18 protein-coding genes are annotated in these 17,536 nt (G+C 65.0%); 13 read left to right on the top strand and 5 right to left on the bottom strand.

Annotation, left to right across the window (positions count from 1 at the left end):
• Nucleotides 1-122: 122 nt before the first annotated feature.
• From AC6LJW_RS26320 to mpl, 3 genes are all read right to left on the bottom strand, one after another.
• On the bottom strand, nt 123-2,024 hold the full coding sequence (locus tag AC6LJW_RS26320) for a ribonuclease catalytic domain-containing protein (protein ID WP_056564479.1): 1,902 nt from the start codon (nt 2,022-2,024) through the stop codon (nt 123-125).
• Nucleotides 2,025-2,099: 75 nt separating this feature from the next.
• Nucleotides 2,100-2,699, bottom strand: coding sequence for a YqiA/YcfP family alpha/beta fold hydrolase (locus tag AC6LJW_RS26325; protein WP_498088717.1), 600 nt, complete (start codon nt 2,697-2,699; stop codon nt 2,100-2,102).
• Between the two features lie 76 nt (nt 2,700-2,775).
• Entirely contained in the window at nt 2,776-4,146 is a 1,371-nt protein-coding gene (mpl, locus tag AC6LJW_RS26330) for a UDP-N-acetylmuramate:L-alanyl-gamma-D-glutamyl-meso-diaminopimelate ligase (protein WP_498088718.1), read from the bottom strand.
• Nucleotides 4,147-4,243: 97 nt separating this feature from the next.
• Here mpl and AC6LJW_RS26335 point away from each other — a divergent pair, with 97 nt between their 5' ends.
• The 13 genes from AC6LJW_RS26335 (at nt 4,244) to AC6LJW_RS26395 (ending at nt 15,840) form a co-directional block, all read left to right on the top strand.
• Nucleotides 4,244-4,777: a TlpA family protein disulfide reductase gene (locus tag AC6LJW_RS26335; protein WP_498088719.1), complete on the top strand. Its 534-nt coding sequence runs from the start codon at nt 4,244-4,246 to the stop codon at nt 4,775-4,777.
• Nucleotides 4,778-4,866: 89 nt separating this feature from the next.
• A complete protein-coding gene (gene aroQ / locus AC6LJW_RS26340; protein WP_056564467.1) occupies nt 4,867-5,301 on the top strand; it encodes a type II 3-dehydroquinate dehydratase in 435 nt (144 codons plus the stop codon).
• Nucleotides 5,302-5,389: 88 nt separating this feature from the next.
• Nucleotides 5,390-5,842 (top strand): acetyl-CoA carboxylase biotin carboxyl carrier protein, encoded by a 453-nt coding sequence (accB, locus tag AC6LJW_RS26345; protein ID WP_056564464.1) that lies wholly within the window; start codon nt 5,390-5,392, stop codon nt 5,840-5,842.
• A gap of 9 nt (nt 5,843-5,851) precedes the next feature.
• Nucleotides 5,852-7,198, top strand: coding sequence for an acetyl-CoA carboxylase biotin carboxylase subunit (accC, locus tag AC6LJW_RS26350; protein ID WP_056564461.1), 1,347 nt, complete (start codon nt 5,852-5,854; stop codon nt 7,196-7,198).
• Between the two features lie 110 nt (nt 7,199-7,308).
• Nucleotides 7,309-8,238, top strand: a complete 930-nt coding sequence (gene prmA, locus AC6LJW_RS26355) for a 50S ribosomal protein L11 methyltransferase (protein WP_056564458.1) — start codon at nt 7,309-7,311, stop codon at nt 8,236-8,238.
• Nucleotides 8,239-8,262: 24 nt separating this feature from the next.
• A complete protein-coding gene (locus tag AC6LJW_RS26360) occupies nt 8,263-9,633 on the top strand; it encodes a DUF3426 domain-containing protein (RefSeq protein ID WP_498088720.1) in 1,371 nt (456 codons plus the stop codon).
• A 12-nt stretch (nt 9,634-9,645) separates the two neighbouring features.
• Complete coding sequence (locus AC6LJW_RS26365) at nt 9,646-10,587, top strand: carbohydrate kinase family protein (protein ID WP_056564452.1); 942 nt, start codon at nt 9,646-9,648, stop codon at nt 10,585-10,587.
• A 206-nt stretch (nt 10,588-10,793) separates the two neighbouring features.
• Nucleotides 10,794-11,297 (top strand): outer membrane lipoprotein, encoded by a 504-nt coding sequence (locus AC6LJW_RS26370; protein ID WP_056564450.1) that lies wholly within the window; start codon nt 10,794-10,796, stop codon nt 11,295-11,297.
• A 368-nt stretch (nt 11,298-11,665) separates the two neighbouring features.
• Entirely contained in the window at nt 11,666-11,905 is a 240-nt protein-coding gene (locus AC6LJW_RS26375; RefSeq protein WP_008159625.1) for an acyl carrier protein, read from the top strand.
• Entirely contained in the window at nt 11,883-13,070 is a 1,188-nt protein-coding gene (locus AC6LJW_RS26380; RefSeq protein ID WP_056564447.1) for a D-alanyl-lipoteichoic acid biosynthesis protein DltD, read from the top strand. Before AC6LJW_RS26375 ends, AC6LJW_RS26380 begins: the two co-directional genes overlap by 23 nt.
• Nucleotides 13,067-13,240 (top strand): hypothetical protein, encoded by a 174-nt coding sequence (locus AC6LJW_RS26385; RefSeq protein ID WP_128829895.1) that lies wholly within the window; start codon nt 13,067-13,069, stop codon nt 13,238-13,240. Before AC6LJW_RS26380 ends, AC6LJW_RS26385 begins: the two co-directional genes overlap by 4 nt.
• Nucleotides 13,241-13,247: 7 nt before the next feature.
• A complete protein-coding gene (locus AC6LJW_RS26390) occupies nt 13,248-14,375 on the top strand; it encodes an MBOAT family O-acyltransferase (RefSeq protein ID WP_498088721.1) in 1,128 nt (375 codons plus the stop codon).
• Between the two features lie 16 nt (nt 14,376-14,391).
• Nucleotides 14,392-15,840, top strand: a complete 1,449-nt coding sequence (locus AC6LJW_RS26395) for a D-alanine--poly(phosphoribitol) ligase (RefSeq protein WP_498088722.1) — start codon at nt 14,392-14,394, stop codon at nt 15,838-15,840.
• A gap of 4 nt (nt 15,841-15,844) precedes the next feature.
• Here the strand turns inward: AC6LJW_RS26395 and AC6LJW_RS26400 are convergent, their stop codons facing one another.
• The gene (locus AC6LJW_RS26400) at nt 15,845-16,405 is read right to left on the bottom strand and encodes a YggT family protein (protein ID WP_056566878.1); all 561 of its coding nucleotides are present in this window, start codon (nt 16,403-16,405) and stop codon (nt 15,845-15,847) included.
• A 188-nt stretch (nt 16,406-16,593) separates the two neighbouring features.
• Nucleotides 16,594-17,322: a histone H1-like DNA-binding protein gene (locus tag AC6LJW_RS26405; RefSeq protein ID WP_498088723.1), complete on the bottom strand. Its 729-nt coding sequence runs from the start codon at nt 17,320-17,322 to the stop codon at nt 16,594-16,596.
• Between the last annotated feature and the right edge of the window lie 214 nt (nt 17,323-17,536).

Genomic DNA, 17,536 nt, shown 5'->3' on the forward strand with positions numbered 1-17,536 from the left:
GACCGCAATCGTGGGCGCTCGCCTCCCCGGTGACCGCGGCGTCGGGCGACCTACGAAGAACGGAACAACGCGACCGACGAAGAACGAAACAACGCGACCGACGAAGATCTGAAGAAAGCGACCTACGAAGCCGCAGACTCCCCCTTAACCTCGCCCACAAACCGACAATCCAACTCCAGAGACAACTCATCCATCCCCAGAATATCCACCTCAACAGCCGTCCCCCGCTCAAACTCCGGCATCCCGCCCACCCGAGTCACCAGCGGCGCATTCGCAAACCGCACCAGATCATCCCGCAGCACATGCGCCACCGTCCGCGTCACGCCGTTCTGCTTCAGCCAGCGTAGGCACCAGTAGCGTTCCATTGCGCTCTGGAACTCGGCCCAGGCGGCGTATTGCGCGTCGAAGGCGCCGATGATGGCGAACAGGTCCGCGTCGCGCGGCTTGAAGGGGGCGATCAGGCGGGCCGAGACGCCGTGTTCCACCGCGGCGATCAGTTGCCACTGGTTTACCAGGTCGACATAGCGGCGCAGCGGCGACGTGCTCCACGCATATTGCGGGACGCCGATGGCCTCGTGCGGCAGCGCTTGCGTGCTCATGCGCACGCGGCCGGCCTGTTGCGAGCGGTAGATGCCCGGCACGCCGTGCTGGTTCAGCAGGCCGCCCCACAGGTTGTTGGCAAGAATCATGTACTCGGCCACCATGCGGTCCAGCGGCGCGTTGCGCTGGCGCGGGACCAGGCGGACAGGGGTGTCCGGATCGTCAGGATTGCCGTCCAGGTAGAAGCTGTATTCCACCCGCGAATTGTTTTCCGGCTTGCCGCGCACGTTTTCGCGTTGCGCGGACAGGGCCTGGGCCAGCTTCCAGAGCGGGCGCAGCCAGTGGCCGTAGGGCAGGTCGGCATCCGGGTCGGACAGGCTGGCCTCGGTGACCTGGCTGTCCAGCATGTTGTGGCGCAGGTTTTCGCGCACGACGATGCGTTCCAGCCGGGTTTCCGATTCGATGACTTCGCCGGTTTCCGGATTGGCGATGACGTACAGCGAGAGCGCGGGCACTTCGCGGCCGGCGTCCAGCGAGAACGCCTGGATGACGCTGTCCGGCTGCATCGGGATCTTGTCGCCGGGCATGTAGACGGTGGACAGGCGGGCACGGGCCAGCTTGTCGAGCTCGCTGTCGCGGGTGACGGACAGGCCGGGAGCGGCGACGTGGACGCCGACGCGCACGCGGCCGTCAGGCAGCGTGGAGACGGAGAGCGCGTCGTCGATTTCCGTGGTGGTGACATCGTCCACGGAATAGATCTCGGCGTCGGCCAGTGGCAGTTCGCGGTCGATGGGCGGCAGTTCCACGTCGGGGAAAGCGAGTCCGCGCGGGAAGTTGACGGCCAGGAAGCGGCGCTTGTGCAGGGCGAGCGCGTGCGGCCAGGCGCCCAGTTCGAGCAGCAGGCGGTCAGGCGTCTTGCCCAGTTTGGCGCACGCGGCGTCCAGGGCCTTCCATTGCTGCGAGTTCTTGTCCGGGCGGATCAGGAGCGATTCGGCGGCTTGCGCAATGGGTTCGGGAAGGCGGCCCGCGGCCATTTCGTCGACCCATTCCTGCTGCTGTTCGGCCTGGCGCTGCTTCTTTTCCAGCGCGGCCAGCGCGGCGGCCAGGATGTCAGGCGGAGCAGGGCGGTAGCGGCCCTTGCCGCGGCGGTGGAAGTACGCCGGTGCGCCATGCAGCCGCATCAGCAGCGCGGCTTGTTCGACGGGCGTGGGGGCGTGGCCGAAATAGTCGGCGGCCAGGGCGGGGGAGTCGAACTCCTCTTGCGGCGCGCATTCCCACAGGAACTGCAGGTCCAGCGTCTCGGCCGTGGCGGCCGCCTGGGTCATCAGGGCAGCCGGATCCGGCGAAGCGAAGTTGAACAGGGTATTGGCGCGCTTGATTTTGCTGCGCTTGCCCGACTCCGACTCCACCTGCAGGCTGGCGTCGGTCTCGGACAGGATATTGCCGGCCTTGAAGCTGCCGTCATCTTCGTAAAACACATACATGGTGGGGATCGTCCTGGGCGGCGGCCTCGCGCCGCCTTGCGCAGCTTGGTGGGTGTTGAAAGTCGATATTGATTATCAGGCGCGTACCGGCTTGCCGCCTAGGGCGAATTCAAGCACTTCCGGCATCCATTGCGCGAAATCGGATAGGCCGTGGTCGCTGCCTTGCACGATACGCTGGCGGCAGCCGGCGTATCGGTCGCGCATCTCGCGCCAGTCCAGCACTTCGTCGCCGGTCGCCGCCACCAGGAAATACCGGTCGGGCTGCGTGATGCGCGGTGCATGGATGGCCGCCAGTTCGTCCACATATTCGGGCAAAAAAACGAACGGCGCGCCGGAATGATACATGTGGTGCTCGCCGACCTGGGTGGCAAGGTCGCGTGCGGCGTGGACGGCGGGGTTCAGCAGTACGGCCTTGCAGCCCAGCTGCTCGGCGATCCAGGTGGCGTAGAAACCGCCCAGCGAGGAGCCGATCACGGTCAGTTCGCGCGGTGAACCGGTGTCCGCCAGTTGGCCGCGCGCCATGCCCAGCGCCAGATCGATGGCCTCGCGCGGGCTGGCGGGCAATTGCGGGCAGGCCCACGCATTCATCAGGCCGTGGGCGGCCATGGCGTCCGCCATCATGCGGGCTTTGAAGGAGTCGGGCGACGATCGGAAACCGTGTAGATAGAGGATCATTGCTTGCTGTTTCCGTCTGCGTTGCGGGAGGCTGCCGGTTGAAGGCTCAAACGCCGGGCGGGCCAGGCGGGCGGAATCAGCCGCGCGCCTGCAGCGCATCCAGCAGCTTGCCATGGATGCCGCCGAAGCCGCCATTGCTCATGACCAGCACCTGGTCGCCAGGGCGGGCGGCGCCGGCGACGGCGTCCACCAGCGCGCCGATGTCATCGTAACTGGAAGCCCGGCCGCCCAAGGGCGCCAGGACCTCGGCGGGGTTCCAGCCCAGCGCGTGCTTGCCTTCGCTGGCGCCAAAGCAGAACACCAGATCGGCATCGGCCAGCGCCGCGGGCAGCCGTGCCGCCATGGTGCCCAGTTTCATGGTGTTGGAGCGCGGCTCCAGCACGGCCAGGATGCGCGCGGCGCCCACTTGACGGCGCAGGCCTTCCAGCGTGGTGGCGATGGCGGTGGGGTGGTGCGCGAAATCGTCGTAGACCTTGATGCCGTTGACCGTGCCGCGCAATTCCATGCGGCGCTTGACGCCGCCGAAGCGGGTAAGAGCGTCGATGCCCTGTTCGACCGGTACGCCGACGTGTTCAGCGGCGGCCAGAGCGGCCAACGCGTTCATGCGGTTATGTTCCCCCGTCAGCGACCAGCGGACCGTGCCAACGCGCACCCCGGCGCGCGTGACCTCGAACGCGCCATCAGTATCCGGCGGCGAAGCCTGCCACTGCCCATCGGGACCGAACGTGACGGTATCAGACCAGCATCCGCGCGCAATCACGCGATCCAGCGCATCCGATTGCGTGGGGCGGACGATGCGGCCCGAACCGGGGATCGTGCGGACCAGATGGTGGAACTGCGTTTCGATCGCCGCCAGATCGGGGAAGATGTCGGCGTGATCGTATTCCAGGTTGTTCAGGATGGCCGTGCGGGGACGATAGTGGACGAACTTTGAGCGCTTGTCGAAGAACGCCGTGTCGTATTCGTCCGCCTCGATGACGAAGGGGCGGCGCGCCGGGTCGTAGCGGGCGGACACGTGCAGATCCTGCGCCACGCCGCCGATCAGGAAATTCGGAGCCATGCCTGCGGCTTCCAGCACCCAGGCCAGCATCGAGCTGGTGGTGGTCTTGCCGTGCGTGCCGGCAACGGCCAGCACGTGCGCGCCGGGCAGGATGTTGTCGCCCAGCCATTGCGGCCCGGACACGTAGCGCGCGCCAGATTCCAGAATGGCTTCCATCAGCGGATTGCCGCGGCTGACCACGTTGCCGATGACATACAGGTCCGGCTTCAGCGCCAGTTGCTCGGCGCCAAAGCCCTCGATCAGTTCGATACCCTGTTCGGAAAGCTGGGTGCTCATCGGCGGGTACACGCCCGCGTCGCAACCCGTGACTTTATGCCCGGCTGCGCGCGCGATCAGCGCGAGCCCGCCCATGAAGGTGCCGCAGATGCCAAGAATGTGCAGATGCATTGATAAATCTCCTGCCCAGCATTGTATATATAGCGGCCCCGCAAGCCCGCGCCCCGCGCCTGCGGCGTAAAACGGCCGCAACGGTTATCATCGCGCCATGAATCGACGCCTACTTCTTTCCGCCGCCGTGGCGGTGGCCACGACTGTCGCGGGCGGCTACACGCTGATGGGGCGCAAGCCCAAGAACGACGCCGCGACGGCCGACGCGGGCGACCCGGTCGCGGAACTCATGCGGATGCAGCTTCCGGATCTGAACGGCGCCTCGCACTCGCTGGCCGGCTGGAAGGGACAGCCCATCGTGGTCAATTTTTGGGCAACGTGGTGTGCGCCGTGCGTCAAGGAAATGCCCGCGCTGGATGCCTTGCAGAAAAAATACCCGCAAGTGCGCTTTGTCGGCATCGGCGTTGATTCCGCCGCCAACATGCAGAAGTTTGTCGAGAAAGTACAGGTTTCGTACCCGTTGTGGGTAATCGGCGCCGGTGCCATCGATACGCTGCGCAAACTGGGCAACCCCAGTGGCGGGCTGCCTTTTACTATCGTTTTCAATGCAGATGGCAGCATTAACCGGAAGATATTGGGCGAAGTCCAGCCCGACGACCTGGATCGCACGCTTGCGGGTTTAAAGGCGTAAGTCTGTTGGACAAATAGTAGGAATTGGCGTAAAAAGCTGGTTTATCGGCTGTTTTGCCAACAATTGGCAATCCACTTATTGGCACGCGCATGGCGCAAAACATACTGGTATTGCATGGCCCGAATCTGAACCTGCTTGGCACCCGGGAACCTCATATCTACGGCAGTCTTACGCTTGCCCAGATCAATGAGCGTCTCGAGTTGCTCGCGGGCGAATTGGGCGCCACGCTGTCTGCGTGGCAAAGCAATCACGAAGGTGCGCTGGTTGACCGCATTCAGGCGGCCCGGCAGGACGGCACGGACTTCATCATCATCAACGCAGCGGCATACACGCACACCAGCGTCGCAATTCGCGACGCGCTGGCCGGGGTCGCGATCCCATTTATTGAAGTACATTTGTCCAATCTGTATAAGCGAGAGCCGTTCAGGCATCACTCTTATCTGTCCGACTTGGCGCAAGGCCTGATCAGCGGCCTGGGCGCGGACGGCTACGAGGCCGCGCTGCGTTACGCAGTGCGGCACTGATCTCGCATCAAATCAACGCTTTTACATCTTATACGGCGCGAACCCCGACGCTGGGACGACGCCGACACTATCTCGGGAAGCAGCTTCTATGGATCTTCGAAAACTCAAAACCCTGATCGACCTGGTGGCTGAATCGGGCATCGCCGAGCTGGAAATCACCGAAGGCGAAGGCAAGGTCAGAATCGTCAAGTTCTCGCAGACGCTGCAGCCGGTGGCCTACCACCAGCCCGAAGCCGGCGTGCCCGCAGCGCCCGTGGCTGCCGCCGCGCCTGCTGCACCGGCCGCGCCCGCCGCCCCGGTCATTCAGGGCCATGTCGTGAAGGCTCCGATGGTCGGCACGTTCTACCGCTCGCCGAACCCGGGCGCCGCCCCGTTCATCGACGTGGGCGCCACCGTCAAGGAAGGCGACCCGCTGTGCATCATTGAAGCCATGAAGCTGCTCAATGAAATCGAAGCCGACAAGTCGGGCGTCATCAAAGAAATCCTGGTCGAAAACGGTGAGCCCGTCGAGTACGGTCAACCCCTCTTCGTCATTGGCTGATAGCTGAACATGTTCGAAAAAATCCTGATCGCCAATCGGGGCGAAATCGCCCTGCGCATTCAGCGCGCCTGCCGCGAGCTGGGCATCAAGACCGTCGTCGTGCACTCCGAGGCCGACCGCGAAGCCAAGTACGTTCGCCTTGCCGATGAATCCGTGTGCATCGGGCCCGCGCCGTCGCGTGAAAGCTACCTGAACATGCCGGCCATCATCTCGGCCGCCGAAGTCACGGATTCCGAGGCAATCCACCCGGGTTACGGGTTCTTGTCCGAAAATGCCGACTTCGCCGATCGCGTCGAGAAGAGCGGTTTCGTGTTCATCGGTCCGCGTCCGGACACGATCCGCCTGATGGGCGACAAGGTCAGCGCCAAGCGCGCCATGATCGAAGCCGGCGTGCCGGTGGTGCCGGGCTCCGAGGGCGCGTTGCCCGACGATCCCCAGGAGATCCTGCGCACTGCCCGCGAAGTCGGCTATCCGGTCATCATCAAGGCCGCGGGCGGCGGCGGTGGCCGCGGCATGCGCGTGGTGTACACCGAGGCCGCGCTGCTCAATGCCGTCACGATGACGCGTTCCGAAGCAGGCGCCGCGTTCAACAACCCGGAAGTCTATATGGAGAAGTTCCTCGAGAACCCGCGCCATATCGAAATCCAGGTGCTGGCCGACGGTGGCCGCAACGCGGTCTGGCTGGGTGAACGCGACTGCTCCATGCAGCGCCGCCACCAGAAAGTCATCGAGGAAGCGCCGGCCCCCGGCGTTGCCCGCCGCCTGATCGAGCGCATTGGCGACCGCTGCGCCGACGCCTGCCGCAAGATGGGCTATCGCGGCGCCGGCACGTTCGAGTTCCTGTATGAAAACGGCGAGTTCTATTTCATTGAAATGAACACCCGCATCCAGGTGGAACACCCGGTCACCGAGCTGATCACCGGCATCGATCTGGTGCAGCAGCAGATCCTGGTTGCCGCTGGAGAAAAGTTCACGCTGCGCCAGCGCGACATCACGTTCAAAGGCCACGCGATCGAATGCCGCATCAATGCGGAGGATCCGTTCCGTTTCGTGCCCAGCCCCGGCCGCATCACCAACTGGCACACGCCGGGCGGTCCTGGCGTGCGTATCGACTCGCACGCGTTCAATGGCTACTTCGTGCCGCCCAACTACGATTCGATGATCGCCAAGGTCATCACGTACGGCGACACGCGGGACCAGGCGCTGGCCCGCATGCGCATCGCGCTGTCGGAAATGGTGGTGGAAGGCATTTCCACCAACATCCCGCTGCACCGCGAAATGCTGCAGGATGCCCGCTTCATCGAAGGCGGCACCAGCATCCACTATCTGGAACACAAGTTGGCGCAGCGTCCCTGACCGACTTTGGGGCCTCACGGCCCCTTTTGCGTTTTACCTTGTTGATGTTTTAAGGTTGATCGGGCCGCGGCGCATGCCGCGGCCCGTTGACCAGATGGAAGAGAAAAATCATGCGTGAACTCGTGCTCCATTGCTCGGAGGCGCAGGCCGAAGCGTTGTCGGATGCCTTGCTTGAAGCCGGCGTGCTGTCGGTCTCCGTCGAAGACGCCGACTTCGGCACCGAAGTCGAACGCCCGTTGTTCGGCGAGCCGGGCACCGAGCCCGATGTGCAGGCATGGGACCGCAATCTTGTCGTCGCCTTGCTGCCCGACGGCGCCGATCCCGCGCAGATCATGGAAGAAGCCGGCCAAACCGGAGAGCTCGATGCATCGGTGTTCGACGGGTGGAGCCTGCGCGATGTGCCGGACGCCGACTGGGTGCGCCTGACGCAATCTCAGTTTGGCCCGATCCACATCGCCGAACGCCTCTGGATCGTGCCGAGCTGGCACCGCGACAATCCCGATGTGCCCGGCCTGGATACGGCCGTGCCCGATCAGGACGGCGCCATCCATATCGAACTGGACCCGGGCCTGGCCTTTGGCACCGGCAGCCACCCCACGACGCACCTGTGCCTGGCATGGCTCGAAGCCGAGTTGCCTGCTGGTGCGACCCTGCTGGACTACGGATGCGGATCCGGCATTCTGGCCATCGCCGCGCGCAAGCTCGGCGCCGGCCCGACCAAGGCGGTCGATATCGACGCGCAGGCGGTGCAAAGCACGGTGTTCAACGCCGAGGTCAACAAGGTCGAGCTGCAGGCCATGCTGCCCGACGGACTGGCGGACGGCACATTCGAAGTCGTGGTCGCCAACATCCTGTCCAATCCCCTGAAAGTGCTGGCCCCCATGCTGGCCGGCCGCGTTGCCGCGGGCGGTCACCTTGTGTTGTCGGGCGTGCTGGAACGCCAGGCCGAGGAAGTCGCGGCCGCCTATGCGCCGTGGCTCGCCATGTCGGTCTGGCGCGCGCGTGACGGCTGGGTCTGCCTGCACGGCCGCAAGCCCTGAGCCGCGGCAGCAGGAGCACGCCTCATGGCTCTGACTACCCGCTGCCCGCAGTGCGGCACTTCGTTCAAGGTGGTGCCTGACCAGCTTCGGGTCCGCAATGGGCTGGTGCGTTGCGGCGCCTGCTCGACCGTTTTCGATGGCCGCGCGTGTCTGGTGTCCGCGCCGGGTGCGCCCGTCGCGGCCGCCGTGCCGGCCACGGCGCCGCTGCCATCGTCCGCCGCAGCGATCGCGGCGCCCGTGCTGTCCGCACCCGAGCCGCATCCGCCCGCCGCCCCGGTTCCCGAACCCGCCTTCACGCCGGTGCCCGCGGCCCCCGCCGCGCCGGTCGAACCGTGCGTGGTCCTGCCCTGGGAAGACGAACCCGTGGCGCCGCCCGCGGCGACGACGCCTCCGATTCCGCCCGCCGTGCTGCGCGGCCGCGACGATATCCGCAAGCGTGCCGAGCCCGAAACGGCGGTCCCGGACGACCACGCCGAATACGATCACGCGGAAGACATCGACGCCGACGATGACGGCGAGCCGTTCCTGCGCGAGCCCGAGCCGCCCCGGGCCGTGCCCGCGCGGCCGGCCCCCGCGTTTCGTAACGAACCCATCATCGCCAGCCGGTCCGACGAGCCGGCGCTGGACTGGCGCGCCGGAAGTTCGCGCAATGACATGCGCAGCGACGCGCGCATCGACCCGCGCAACACGCCGCGCCATGACGTGGACGATGACTTCCACGACGACCTGCGCGACGACGTACGCGACATTGAGCGCGACGACGAATACGAGGACGAAGACGACCTGGAACGCGGCGCTCACGAGCCGGTGCTGGGGGACACGCGCACGCGTTACTCCAGCGCCACCGACGTGGGCCGCGCGCCACCGGAGTTCCTGGACCAGGATCGCATCGAGCGCAGCGGCTTCTTGCGCAAGCTGTGGGGCTACGCGTGCCTGGCCGGCCTGATCGTGCTGGCCCTGCAACTGCTCTACGCCTACCGGACCGAGATCGCCAATTCCGTGCCGGCGCTGCGTCCGGTCCTGGAGGCCGCCTGCAAGCCGCTGGACTGCACGGTCGGCTATGCGCGCCGCCGCGACCTCATCAGCATTTCGTCGTCGTCGCTGCAGCCGCCGACAGGCGCCGCCGCCATCGACGACGGCCGCACGCGCCTCGTGCTGACCGTGATGCTGCACAACCGCTACGACAAGCCGCAGCATTGGCCGGCGCTGGTGCTTGAGCTGAACGACCTGTCGGACACGGTGGTCGTGCGCAAGGTGCTGACGCCCGAGAATTACCTCACACCCGAGCAACTGCGCGGACCGTTCGGTCCCCAGGGCGCGTTGAAGATTTCAGTCCCCATTGAAGTGACCGGCGTTCAGGTCAATGGCTACCAACTCGACAAGTTTTTTCCGTAAAGGATGACAAGCATGGCAACTCCTGTTCTGGTCTGCGGTTCGATGGCGTTCGACACCATCGCGGTGTTCGAAGGTCGCTTCAAGGAGCACATTCTTGCCGACCGCATTCAGTCGCTGAGCGTGTCGTTCCTGGTGCCCAGCATGCGCAAGGAATATGGCGGCTGCTCGGGCAACATTGCCTACAACATGAACCTGCTGGGCGGCACGCCGGTGCCGGTGGCCACCATCGGCGAAGACGCTGGTGAGTACATGCAGCGCCTGTCGGGCCTGGGCATCGACGTCAGCCGCGTCAAGGTCATTCCCGACACGTTCACCGCGCAGTGCTTCATCACGACCGACCTGGACGACAACCAGATCACCGCTTTCCACCCGGGCGCCATGTCGTTCGCCGCGCAAAATGACCTGAGCGACGCCGACGCCGCCTGGGCCATCGTTGCCCCGGACGCGAAAGAGGGCATGTTTGCCCACGCCGAACGCCTGCACAAGCGCGGCATCCCCTTCATCTTCGACCTGGGGCAGGCCATGCCGCTGTTTGACGGCGCCGACCTCGAGCGCATGCTCAAGCTGGCGCAGGCCCTCACGGTCAATGACTATGAAGCCGGCGTGGTCGAACAGCGCACGGGCCGCAGCGTTGCGGACATCGCGCGCACCCTGCAGGCCGTGGTCGTGACCCGCGGCGCCGAAGGCGCGACGCTGCACACCGAAGGCAAGACCATCCAGATCGAACCGGTGCGAGCGTCGCAGGTGGTCGATCCGACCGGTTGCGGCGACGCGCAGCGCGGCGGCCTGCTGTACGGCCTGACCAGCGGCTGGAACTGGGAAGATAGCTGCCGCCTGGGCAACGTCATGGGCGCCATCAAGATCGCTTCGCGCGGCCCGCAGAACCATGTGCCGACGCGCGCCGAGATCGACGCCGTCCTGCATGCCACGTACGGCATCCACCTGCCCGTCTGATTAGCAAGGACTTCCCGGGAACCGCTGCCCCGCGCACAGGTCGAATATCGGCGCATATTCAATGGCAACGGGCTGTAGCCCGTTGTTTCGCGTCCCGAGTTTGCAGCTTCTGGCGGAGCGTTTCAGTCTGTTGCGGGTGCGCTTGCCGGGCGTTGCGGGCGGAGTATCATCAGTCACCGTCGGTCGTGCCCGAATGAGGAGTCCAAATGAATCATATAAAGTCTATTTCCCTGGTGACGCCGCGTACCGGCCGCTGGCTGGCTGTCGCGGCGGTGGTGACGTCGATGGCAGTGCTTGGCGGTTGCGCAAATCGCAGTGCCTCCAGCTCCGTCTATACCTACGATCAAGCGCAGCGTGAACAGATCGTCCGCACCGGAACGGTCACCAGCGTACGTCCGATCGTCATTCAGGACGACAAGTCCAGCGGTGTCGGCATGGTGGCTGGCGGTGCGTTGGGCGGTGTGGCCGGTAACGCGATCGGTGGCGGCACGGGCCGCGCCATCGCCACGGTTGGCGGCGCCATCCTCGGCGCCCTTGCCGGCAACGCCGTTGAAAACCGCGCGCAGACAAGCTCTGGTCTGGAGGTCACGGTGCGTCTGGACAACGGCGAGACGCGTGTGGTTGCCCAGGCCGCGGACGTGGCCCTCAGCGTGGGCCAGCGCGTCCAGGTGATCAGCGGCGCCGGTCCGACCCGCGTCACGCCGATGTAATCGGTTCGCCCGCCTAGAAAAGCCCGCGCAAGCGGGTTTTTTTTCGCGCCGCGAAATCGCACCGCCAGATCGAACGTAAGAATATGTCGCTCGCCCGCAACGCGGCCCCCCGGGATTTACCCGCGAACGTTACCTTTCCGAGCCTTTTCTCGCCATTTCCTCCATAAGTTTCATGGCGATTCCACGGCCGAAGTGCAATGATTGCGACGGCGCGGCAGTCTGGATTTAATGTAACCACGTGCTTCTGGAAGCCCCGCTTGCTGGCTGGAATTTTTCAGTTTGGTTTCAGCTATTTTCTGTATCCTCGTCGCCTGAATCCCGGGGCGGGGGATGGTTTGCCGAACAGGCAACGTTACGCTGCAATACCTATGCATACCGAGCAAGAACTCCACACCAAGATCGGCGAGATCGTCGAGTCGATCGTCATGAAGAAAGTCACTCCCGACACACAACTGATTGCCACCGGCCTGGTCGATTCGCTCGCCGCCGTGGACATCACGCTGGCGGTCGAGTCCGAGTACGGCTGCAGCATCCCGGCTCCCGAAATCGCAGAGCACCTTCAGTCGGTCCGCGTGCTTGCCGGCTATGTCGCTGCCCATACTTCGTAATACCCGGTTCCTGTCGCACGTCGCTGCGGCAGCGACGGCGGTGGCGTTGGCGGTAGGGGCTTATTGCGGGGCGGACGATCTGCTTAGCCGCGTCGTCAATCCATCGTCATCGCCCTCGGCCATCGCGGCCGACAAGAGCAACTACCTGCCCAACCTCGGGCCGGACTGGGGCACCCAGCACGTCAACCTGAACCGTCTGGGCAATGCCCTGAGCGACGGCACGCTGGTGGTGCTGGGCTCGTCCGAATTGTCCAGCCACGACCTGCGCTTCGTTCCCTACCGATTCTTTCCCGAAGAGCTGAAGGTGCCGACGCTCGCCTACGGCCACGCGATGTTCCAGTCGTATGGCATCGTCAGCGTGCTGGAATCGGTGTCGGATTCGCTCACGCCCAACACACGGCTGGTCATCATGCTGTCGCCGGCCTGGTTTGCCTCGGGCGGGCAGTTGCCGCGCAGCGCTTTTGCCGAGCACGTCACGGGGCCGGTCTGGGACCGGTTGTGGGACCAGCCCAGCACGCGCGAGCAGATGCAGAACTGGATCAGCGACAACGCAAACTGGGGCTTGCTGTGGCTCATCGCCAACGGCCAGGTGTCCGAGCTGAAGGACAAGCTGGCGCTGTGGTGGCATGCACGCCAGGCGCCGGCGCCCGACAAGCCGCGCAGCAAGTTGTCCGTGCCTGCGCACCGCTTCGTGTCCTGGCCGGCGTCGGCCAGGCTCAATTCGGGGCAGTGGTCCCGGATCACGCACGAGGCGCGCGAAGTCGAGCGCAACCTGGGCGGCAACAACCCCTATGACGTGCGCGACGACTACTACAAGCAGTACCTCGCGCCGCTGTACTCGCCCGCGCGCAATGAATTCGCCGACATCGATCCGATCACCCGCACCGAACTGGGCGACCTCTCGCGAGTGATGGCGCTGCTGCAAAAGCGCAAGGTCAAGGCGTACTTCGTCATCCAGCCGTTCAACCCCAAGCTCATCCTGGACGTCGAACGCTTCGATCCGGTGGTGGACGCCATCACCGGCATGTGCACGCGCTATCAGATGGGGTGCCTGGATCTCTACAGCATTCCCTTTGAGCCGGGCATGCTGCGCGACGACATGCACCTGGCCGAACTCGGCTGGGCCATGGCCGATCAAGGCATTGCGGAGTATTTTTCCCGATGAAATTCTTTCGTAAAGACGAAGCCCGCAATGCGGGCGCGCCCTGGGCGCGCCGCTTCTTCTGGCACTTGTGCCTGTATGTAGGCGTGATCCTCGTGTTCGTGCTGCAGGCGCAGCCCACGACCGGCAGCGGCGGACCGATCAAGGTCGAATTCCAATACCAGCAGTTCTGAGCGCACCATGGAACTCTTCGCAAGCTTGAGCTTCTTCGGCGGCGCCCTGTTTGGCGGCCTCGGCCTCGTCGCCTACCGGTCCTCCGGCATGCCGCTGCGCATCGGCTATCGCCACGTCATCGGCGTCATCTGTCTGGGCGTCTGGATGGCGGTGTTCTGGGCGCGGCCCTATCAGCCCATTGCGCTCTTCGCCATCTCTGGCACCGCGCTCTGGGCCATGCGCCGCAACTACATCCCGACCTGGCTGGCGGTGATCATCACGATGACGCCTTTGCTGCTGGTCAAGACCGGCGTATCGCACCTGGGCGCCATGCTCGGATTGTCCTTCGCCACCTTCCGCGCCATCGACGTCCTGCTGTTCGCGCCCCGCAACGAGCGCGTCTCGCCGCTGGATTACTTCATCTACCTGTTCTTCCCGCTGACGCTGCTGGCCGGTCCCATGTACCGCTGGCGCGCCTTTCAGGCCGACCTGAAGCGCGGCTACGAAGGGGTCGATCTGAACACCTGGTTGACCGGGCTGGAACTCATCATGGTGGGCGTGATCCAGAAGTTCGGCCTGGCCGAGCTCATCTGGCGCTACGGTCTGGCCACGCTGGATGCGCACGATTATTCGTTCACGGGCGTGGCGCTGAATGCCTCGCTCTACAGCGCCTACCTGTTCTTCGACTTTGCCGGCTACTCGACGATGGCGATCGGCATCGGCATGCTGTTCGGTTTCACGCTGCCGATCAACTTCCGCAATCCGCTGGCCACGCTGAACCCTCAGGATTTCTGGCGGCGCTGGCACATCAGCCTGTCCGAATGGCTGCGCGACGTCGTGTTCATGCCAATCTACAAGGCGTTGAGCAAGACCCGCTTCTTCGGACGCCACCGGCTTGCGGCGCAGAACATCGGCATCTTCGCGACCCTGCTGGCGATGGGCGTGTGGAACGGCCTGTCGCTGCACTACATCGTCAGCGGCCTGATGTTCGGCGCGTATTCGGTGGGCCACAACCTGCTGATCAACGCCGCGCGCACGCGGCCCGGCTTGCAGGCGTTTCTGGCCAAGCCCGTCATGCGCTTTCTCGGGCGCGTGCTCACCCTGATTCTGGCCGCGCTGGCGCTGTACGTGTTCAGCGGCCGCAGTCCCATCTGACGCCGGGAGCTTCGGCATGCGTTTCGACTTGAAGTCCTTCCAGTTCGTCGACGACGAACGCGCGCCCGACGCGCTGGCCATCGCCGCCGCCGACCGCAGCCTGACATGGGCGCAGTTGCGCACCGAGGCGCAGGCCTGGGCCGATGCCGCCCGCCAGCACGGCGTGGCGCCCGACGTCCCGGTAGCCATCTACGGGCACAAGGAAGCCGCGTTCTTCGTCGCCATGGTCGGCGCGCTGCTCATCGGCGCGCCGTTCGTGCCGGTGGATACCATCTATCCTTCGGAGCGCCTGCGCCGCATCGTGGAGATCGTGCGCGCGGCCGCCGTCTTCGACGCCGCGGCCGGCACGTTTACGGCGGGCGAGGGCGAAGTGCTGCAAGAGCGCGGCCTGGCCTACGTAATGTTCACGTCGGGCAGCACGGGCGATCCCAAGGGCGTGCAGATCGGCCGCGAAAGCGTCGGCCTGCTCGGCGACTGGATGCTCGGCAGCTTTGGTTTGGGTGACGCGCCCGTCTTCATGAATCAGGCGCCGTTCAGTTTCGACCTGTCCATGTACGAGGTCTTCGCCACGCTGGCGTCCGGCGGCAGTTGCGTGCTCAACGCGCGCGAACAGATCGCCGCGCCCGGCCCGTGGATGGAACGGCTGGCCGGCCACGGCATCACGGTGTGGGTGTCCACGCCTTCGTTCGCCCATCAGCAACTGGCCAACCGCGACTTCTCGCCCGCCACGCTGCCGACGCTGCGCACATTCCTCTTCTGCGGCGAGCCTCTGCCGGCAGCGCTGGCCAAGAAGCTGCGCCAGCGCTTTCCCGACGCATCCATCCTGAACACCTACGGCCCGACCGAGGCCACGGTGGCCACCACCTGGATCGAAGTCACCGATGCCGTGCTGGCGGCGCACGACCCCTTGCCGGTCGGACATGCCAAGCCGGATAGTGTGCTGCTGGTGGACGAGGGCGAGATCTGCATCGTGGGCGACCACGTGATGCGCGGCTATCTGAACCGCGCCGACCTGAACGCCGCCAAGCTCTACACCTACGACGACGGCCGCCGCGCGTTCCGCACGGGCGACCTGGGCCTGATGGAAGCGGGCGGGCTGCTGTTCTGCCGGGGCCGCATGGATGACCAGATCAAGCTCAACGGCTATCGCATTGAGCTGGCCGAGATCGACGAGGCCCTGCATGGCCTGCCGGACGTCGAGGCAAGCGCCTGCGCGGTGCTGCGGCGTCCCGACGGCACCGCGGTGCGGCTCATCGGCTTCGTGACGGGGGCAAAGGCGGCGACGCAGGAAGCGTCGCTGCTGGCGCCGGATGCATTGTCCGGCTGGAAGGAGCGGCTGGCCGAGCGCCTGCCGCCGTACATGGTGCCGTCAGAGCTGGTTGCCTGTCCGGCGCTGCCCATGTCGAACAATCACAAGATCGACCGGAAGAAGCTGATCGAAATCTACAGCGCCATTCCGGTCTAGCTGATTACACGCCCATCATGCCGTAGCTCAGGCGAGCCAGGACCATCAACAGGATCTGCGCCGCCACCAGCAGAATCAGTGGCGAGAAGTCGATCGAGGTGCGCGGCAGGATGCGGCGGATGGGATCGAGCAGCGGCGCGGTCAGCGACTGCAGCAGCGGCATCATGGGCGCCATGGGGTTGACCCAGGACAGCACCGCCTGGATCAGCGTCAGCCAGACCACCAGGTTCAGTGCCCACTTCGCGGTCATGATGAGCGCCGAGCCCATGGCGGCGGGCAGCAGCGCGGCGGGGATCAGCGCGCCGATAGCCACCAGCCACAGCAGCACCAGATAGACCAGGGCCGAGAGCCATGCGCACACCAGGCTGGTCCAATCGATCTTGTTGCCCGCGGGAATGATCTTGCGCAGCGGCATCACCAGCCAGTTGGTGGCCCCGTAGATCGCGCGCGCCAGCGGGTTGAAGGGATGCAGCCGTATCGCGTGCATCCAGGCGCGGGCAATCAGTGCCGCGCCAAACAGCGTGAACACGATTTCGAGAAGGAAGCGGAAGATTTCACCGAGCATGGACGCGATCACCCCAAAAAAGAGGAATCAATTGTCGCACGGCCAGACGTAAAAATTGCGTACGGTCCTAGTGCTTCAGTCCCGGTGCAAGGGTCAGCCATTTGGATGGCATGACGCGCAAACGACAAAAAAGCCGCCCGGCAAATACCAGGCGGCTCTGATGAAGCTAACGCTTCGGCGCGTCCGGATTAGGGACGGCCACCCGTCGGGAACGGCCACGACGCGGCGGGGTTCAGCGCGGTCTTCGCGCCCGGGGCAGCAGCCGTGGTCGGCGGCGTGGCGGGCTTCTTCGGAGCGGCTTTCTTCGCAGCGGGCTTCTTGGCGGCGGCAGGCTTCTTTGCGGCGACAGCCGGCTTGGAAGCAGGAGCCTTCTTGGCGGCGGGCGCCTTCTTGGCAGCCGGGGCCTTCTTGGCTACGGCCTTCTTGGCAACCGCTTTCTTGGCGGCCGGGGCCTTCTTGGCGGCAGCCTTCTTGGCTACGGCCTTCTTGGCGGCCGGGGCCTTCTTGGCGACAGCCTTCTTGGCAACAGCCTTCTTGGCGACGGCCTTCTTGGCGACAGCCTTCTTGGCTACGGCTTTCTTGGCGACGGCTTTCTTGGCGACGGCCTTCTTGGCCACAGCTTTCTTGGCGACAGCCTTCTTGGCTACGGCCTTCTTGGCCACAGCCTTCTTGGCGGCCGGAGCCTTCTTGGCGACAGCCTTCTTGGCAACTGCCTTCTTGGCAACGACCTTCTTGGCGGCCGGCGCCTTCTTGGCGGCAACCTTCTTCACGGCCGGCTTCTTGGCGGCTGCGACTTTCTTCACTGCGACTTTCTTGACGGCAGCTTTCTTGGCCGGAGCGGCCTTCTTTGCTACTGCCTTCTTGGCGGCGGGTTTTTTCACCGCTGCTTTCTTGACGGCTTTCTTGGCTGTTGCCATGGTCATGCTCCTTAGGTTCAGGGGTCCCAGAACTTAAACCCGTGCCCCGACCCGCCAATTGGCGGACCGTGCCCGGGCTATTCATCGGCGCATGCCGCTGTTCTGTGCGAGCAACAGCTACTACGGTTTGCGCTAATGAATTCGGCACAGCCATTTGATATGGCCCCCGCTCCTTTGGCGCGAGCCATTTCAAATGGCGCCGGCAGGCAGCCTG

The organism is Achromobacter sp. 1012554356, assembly GCF_059760815.1.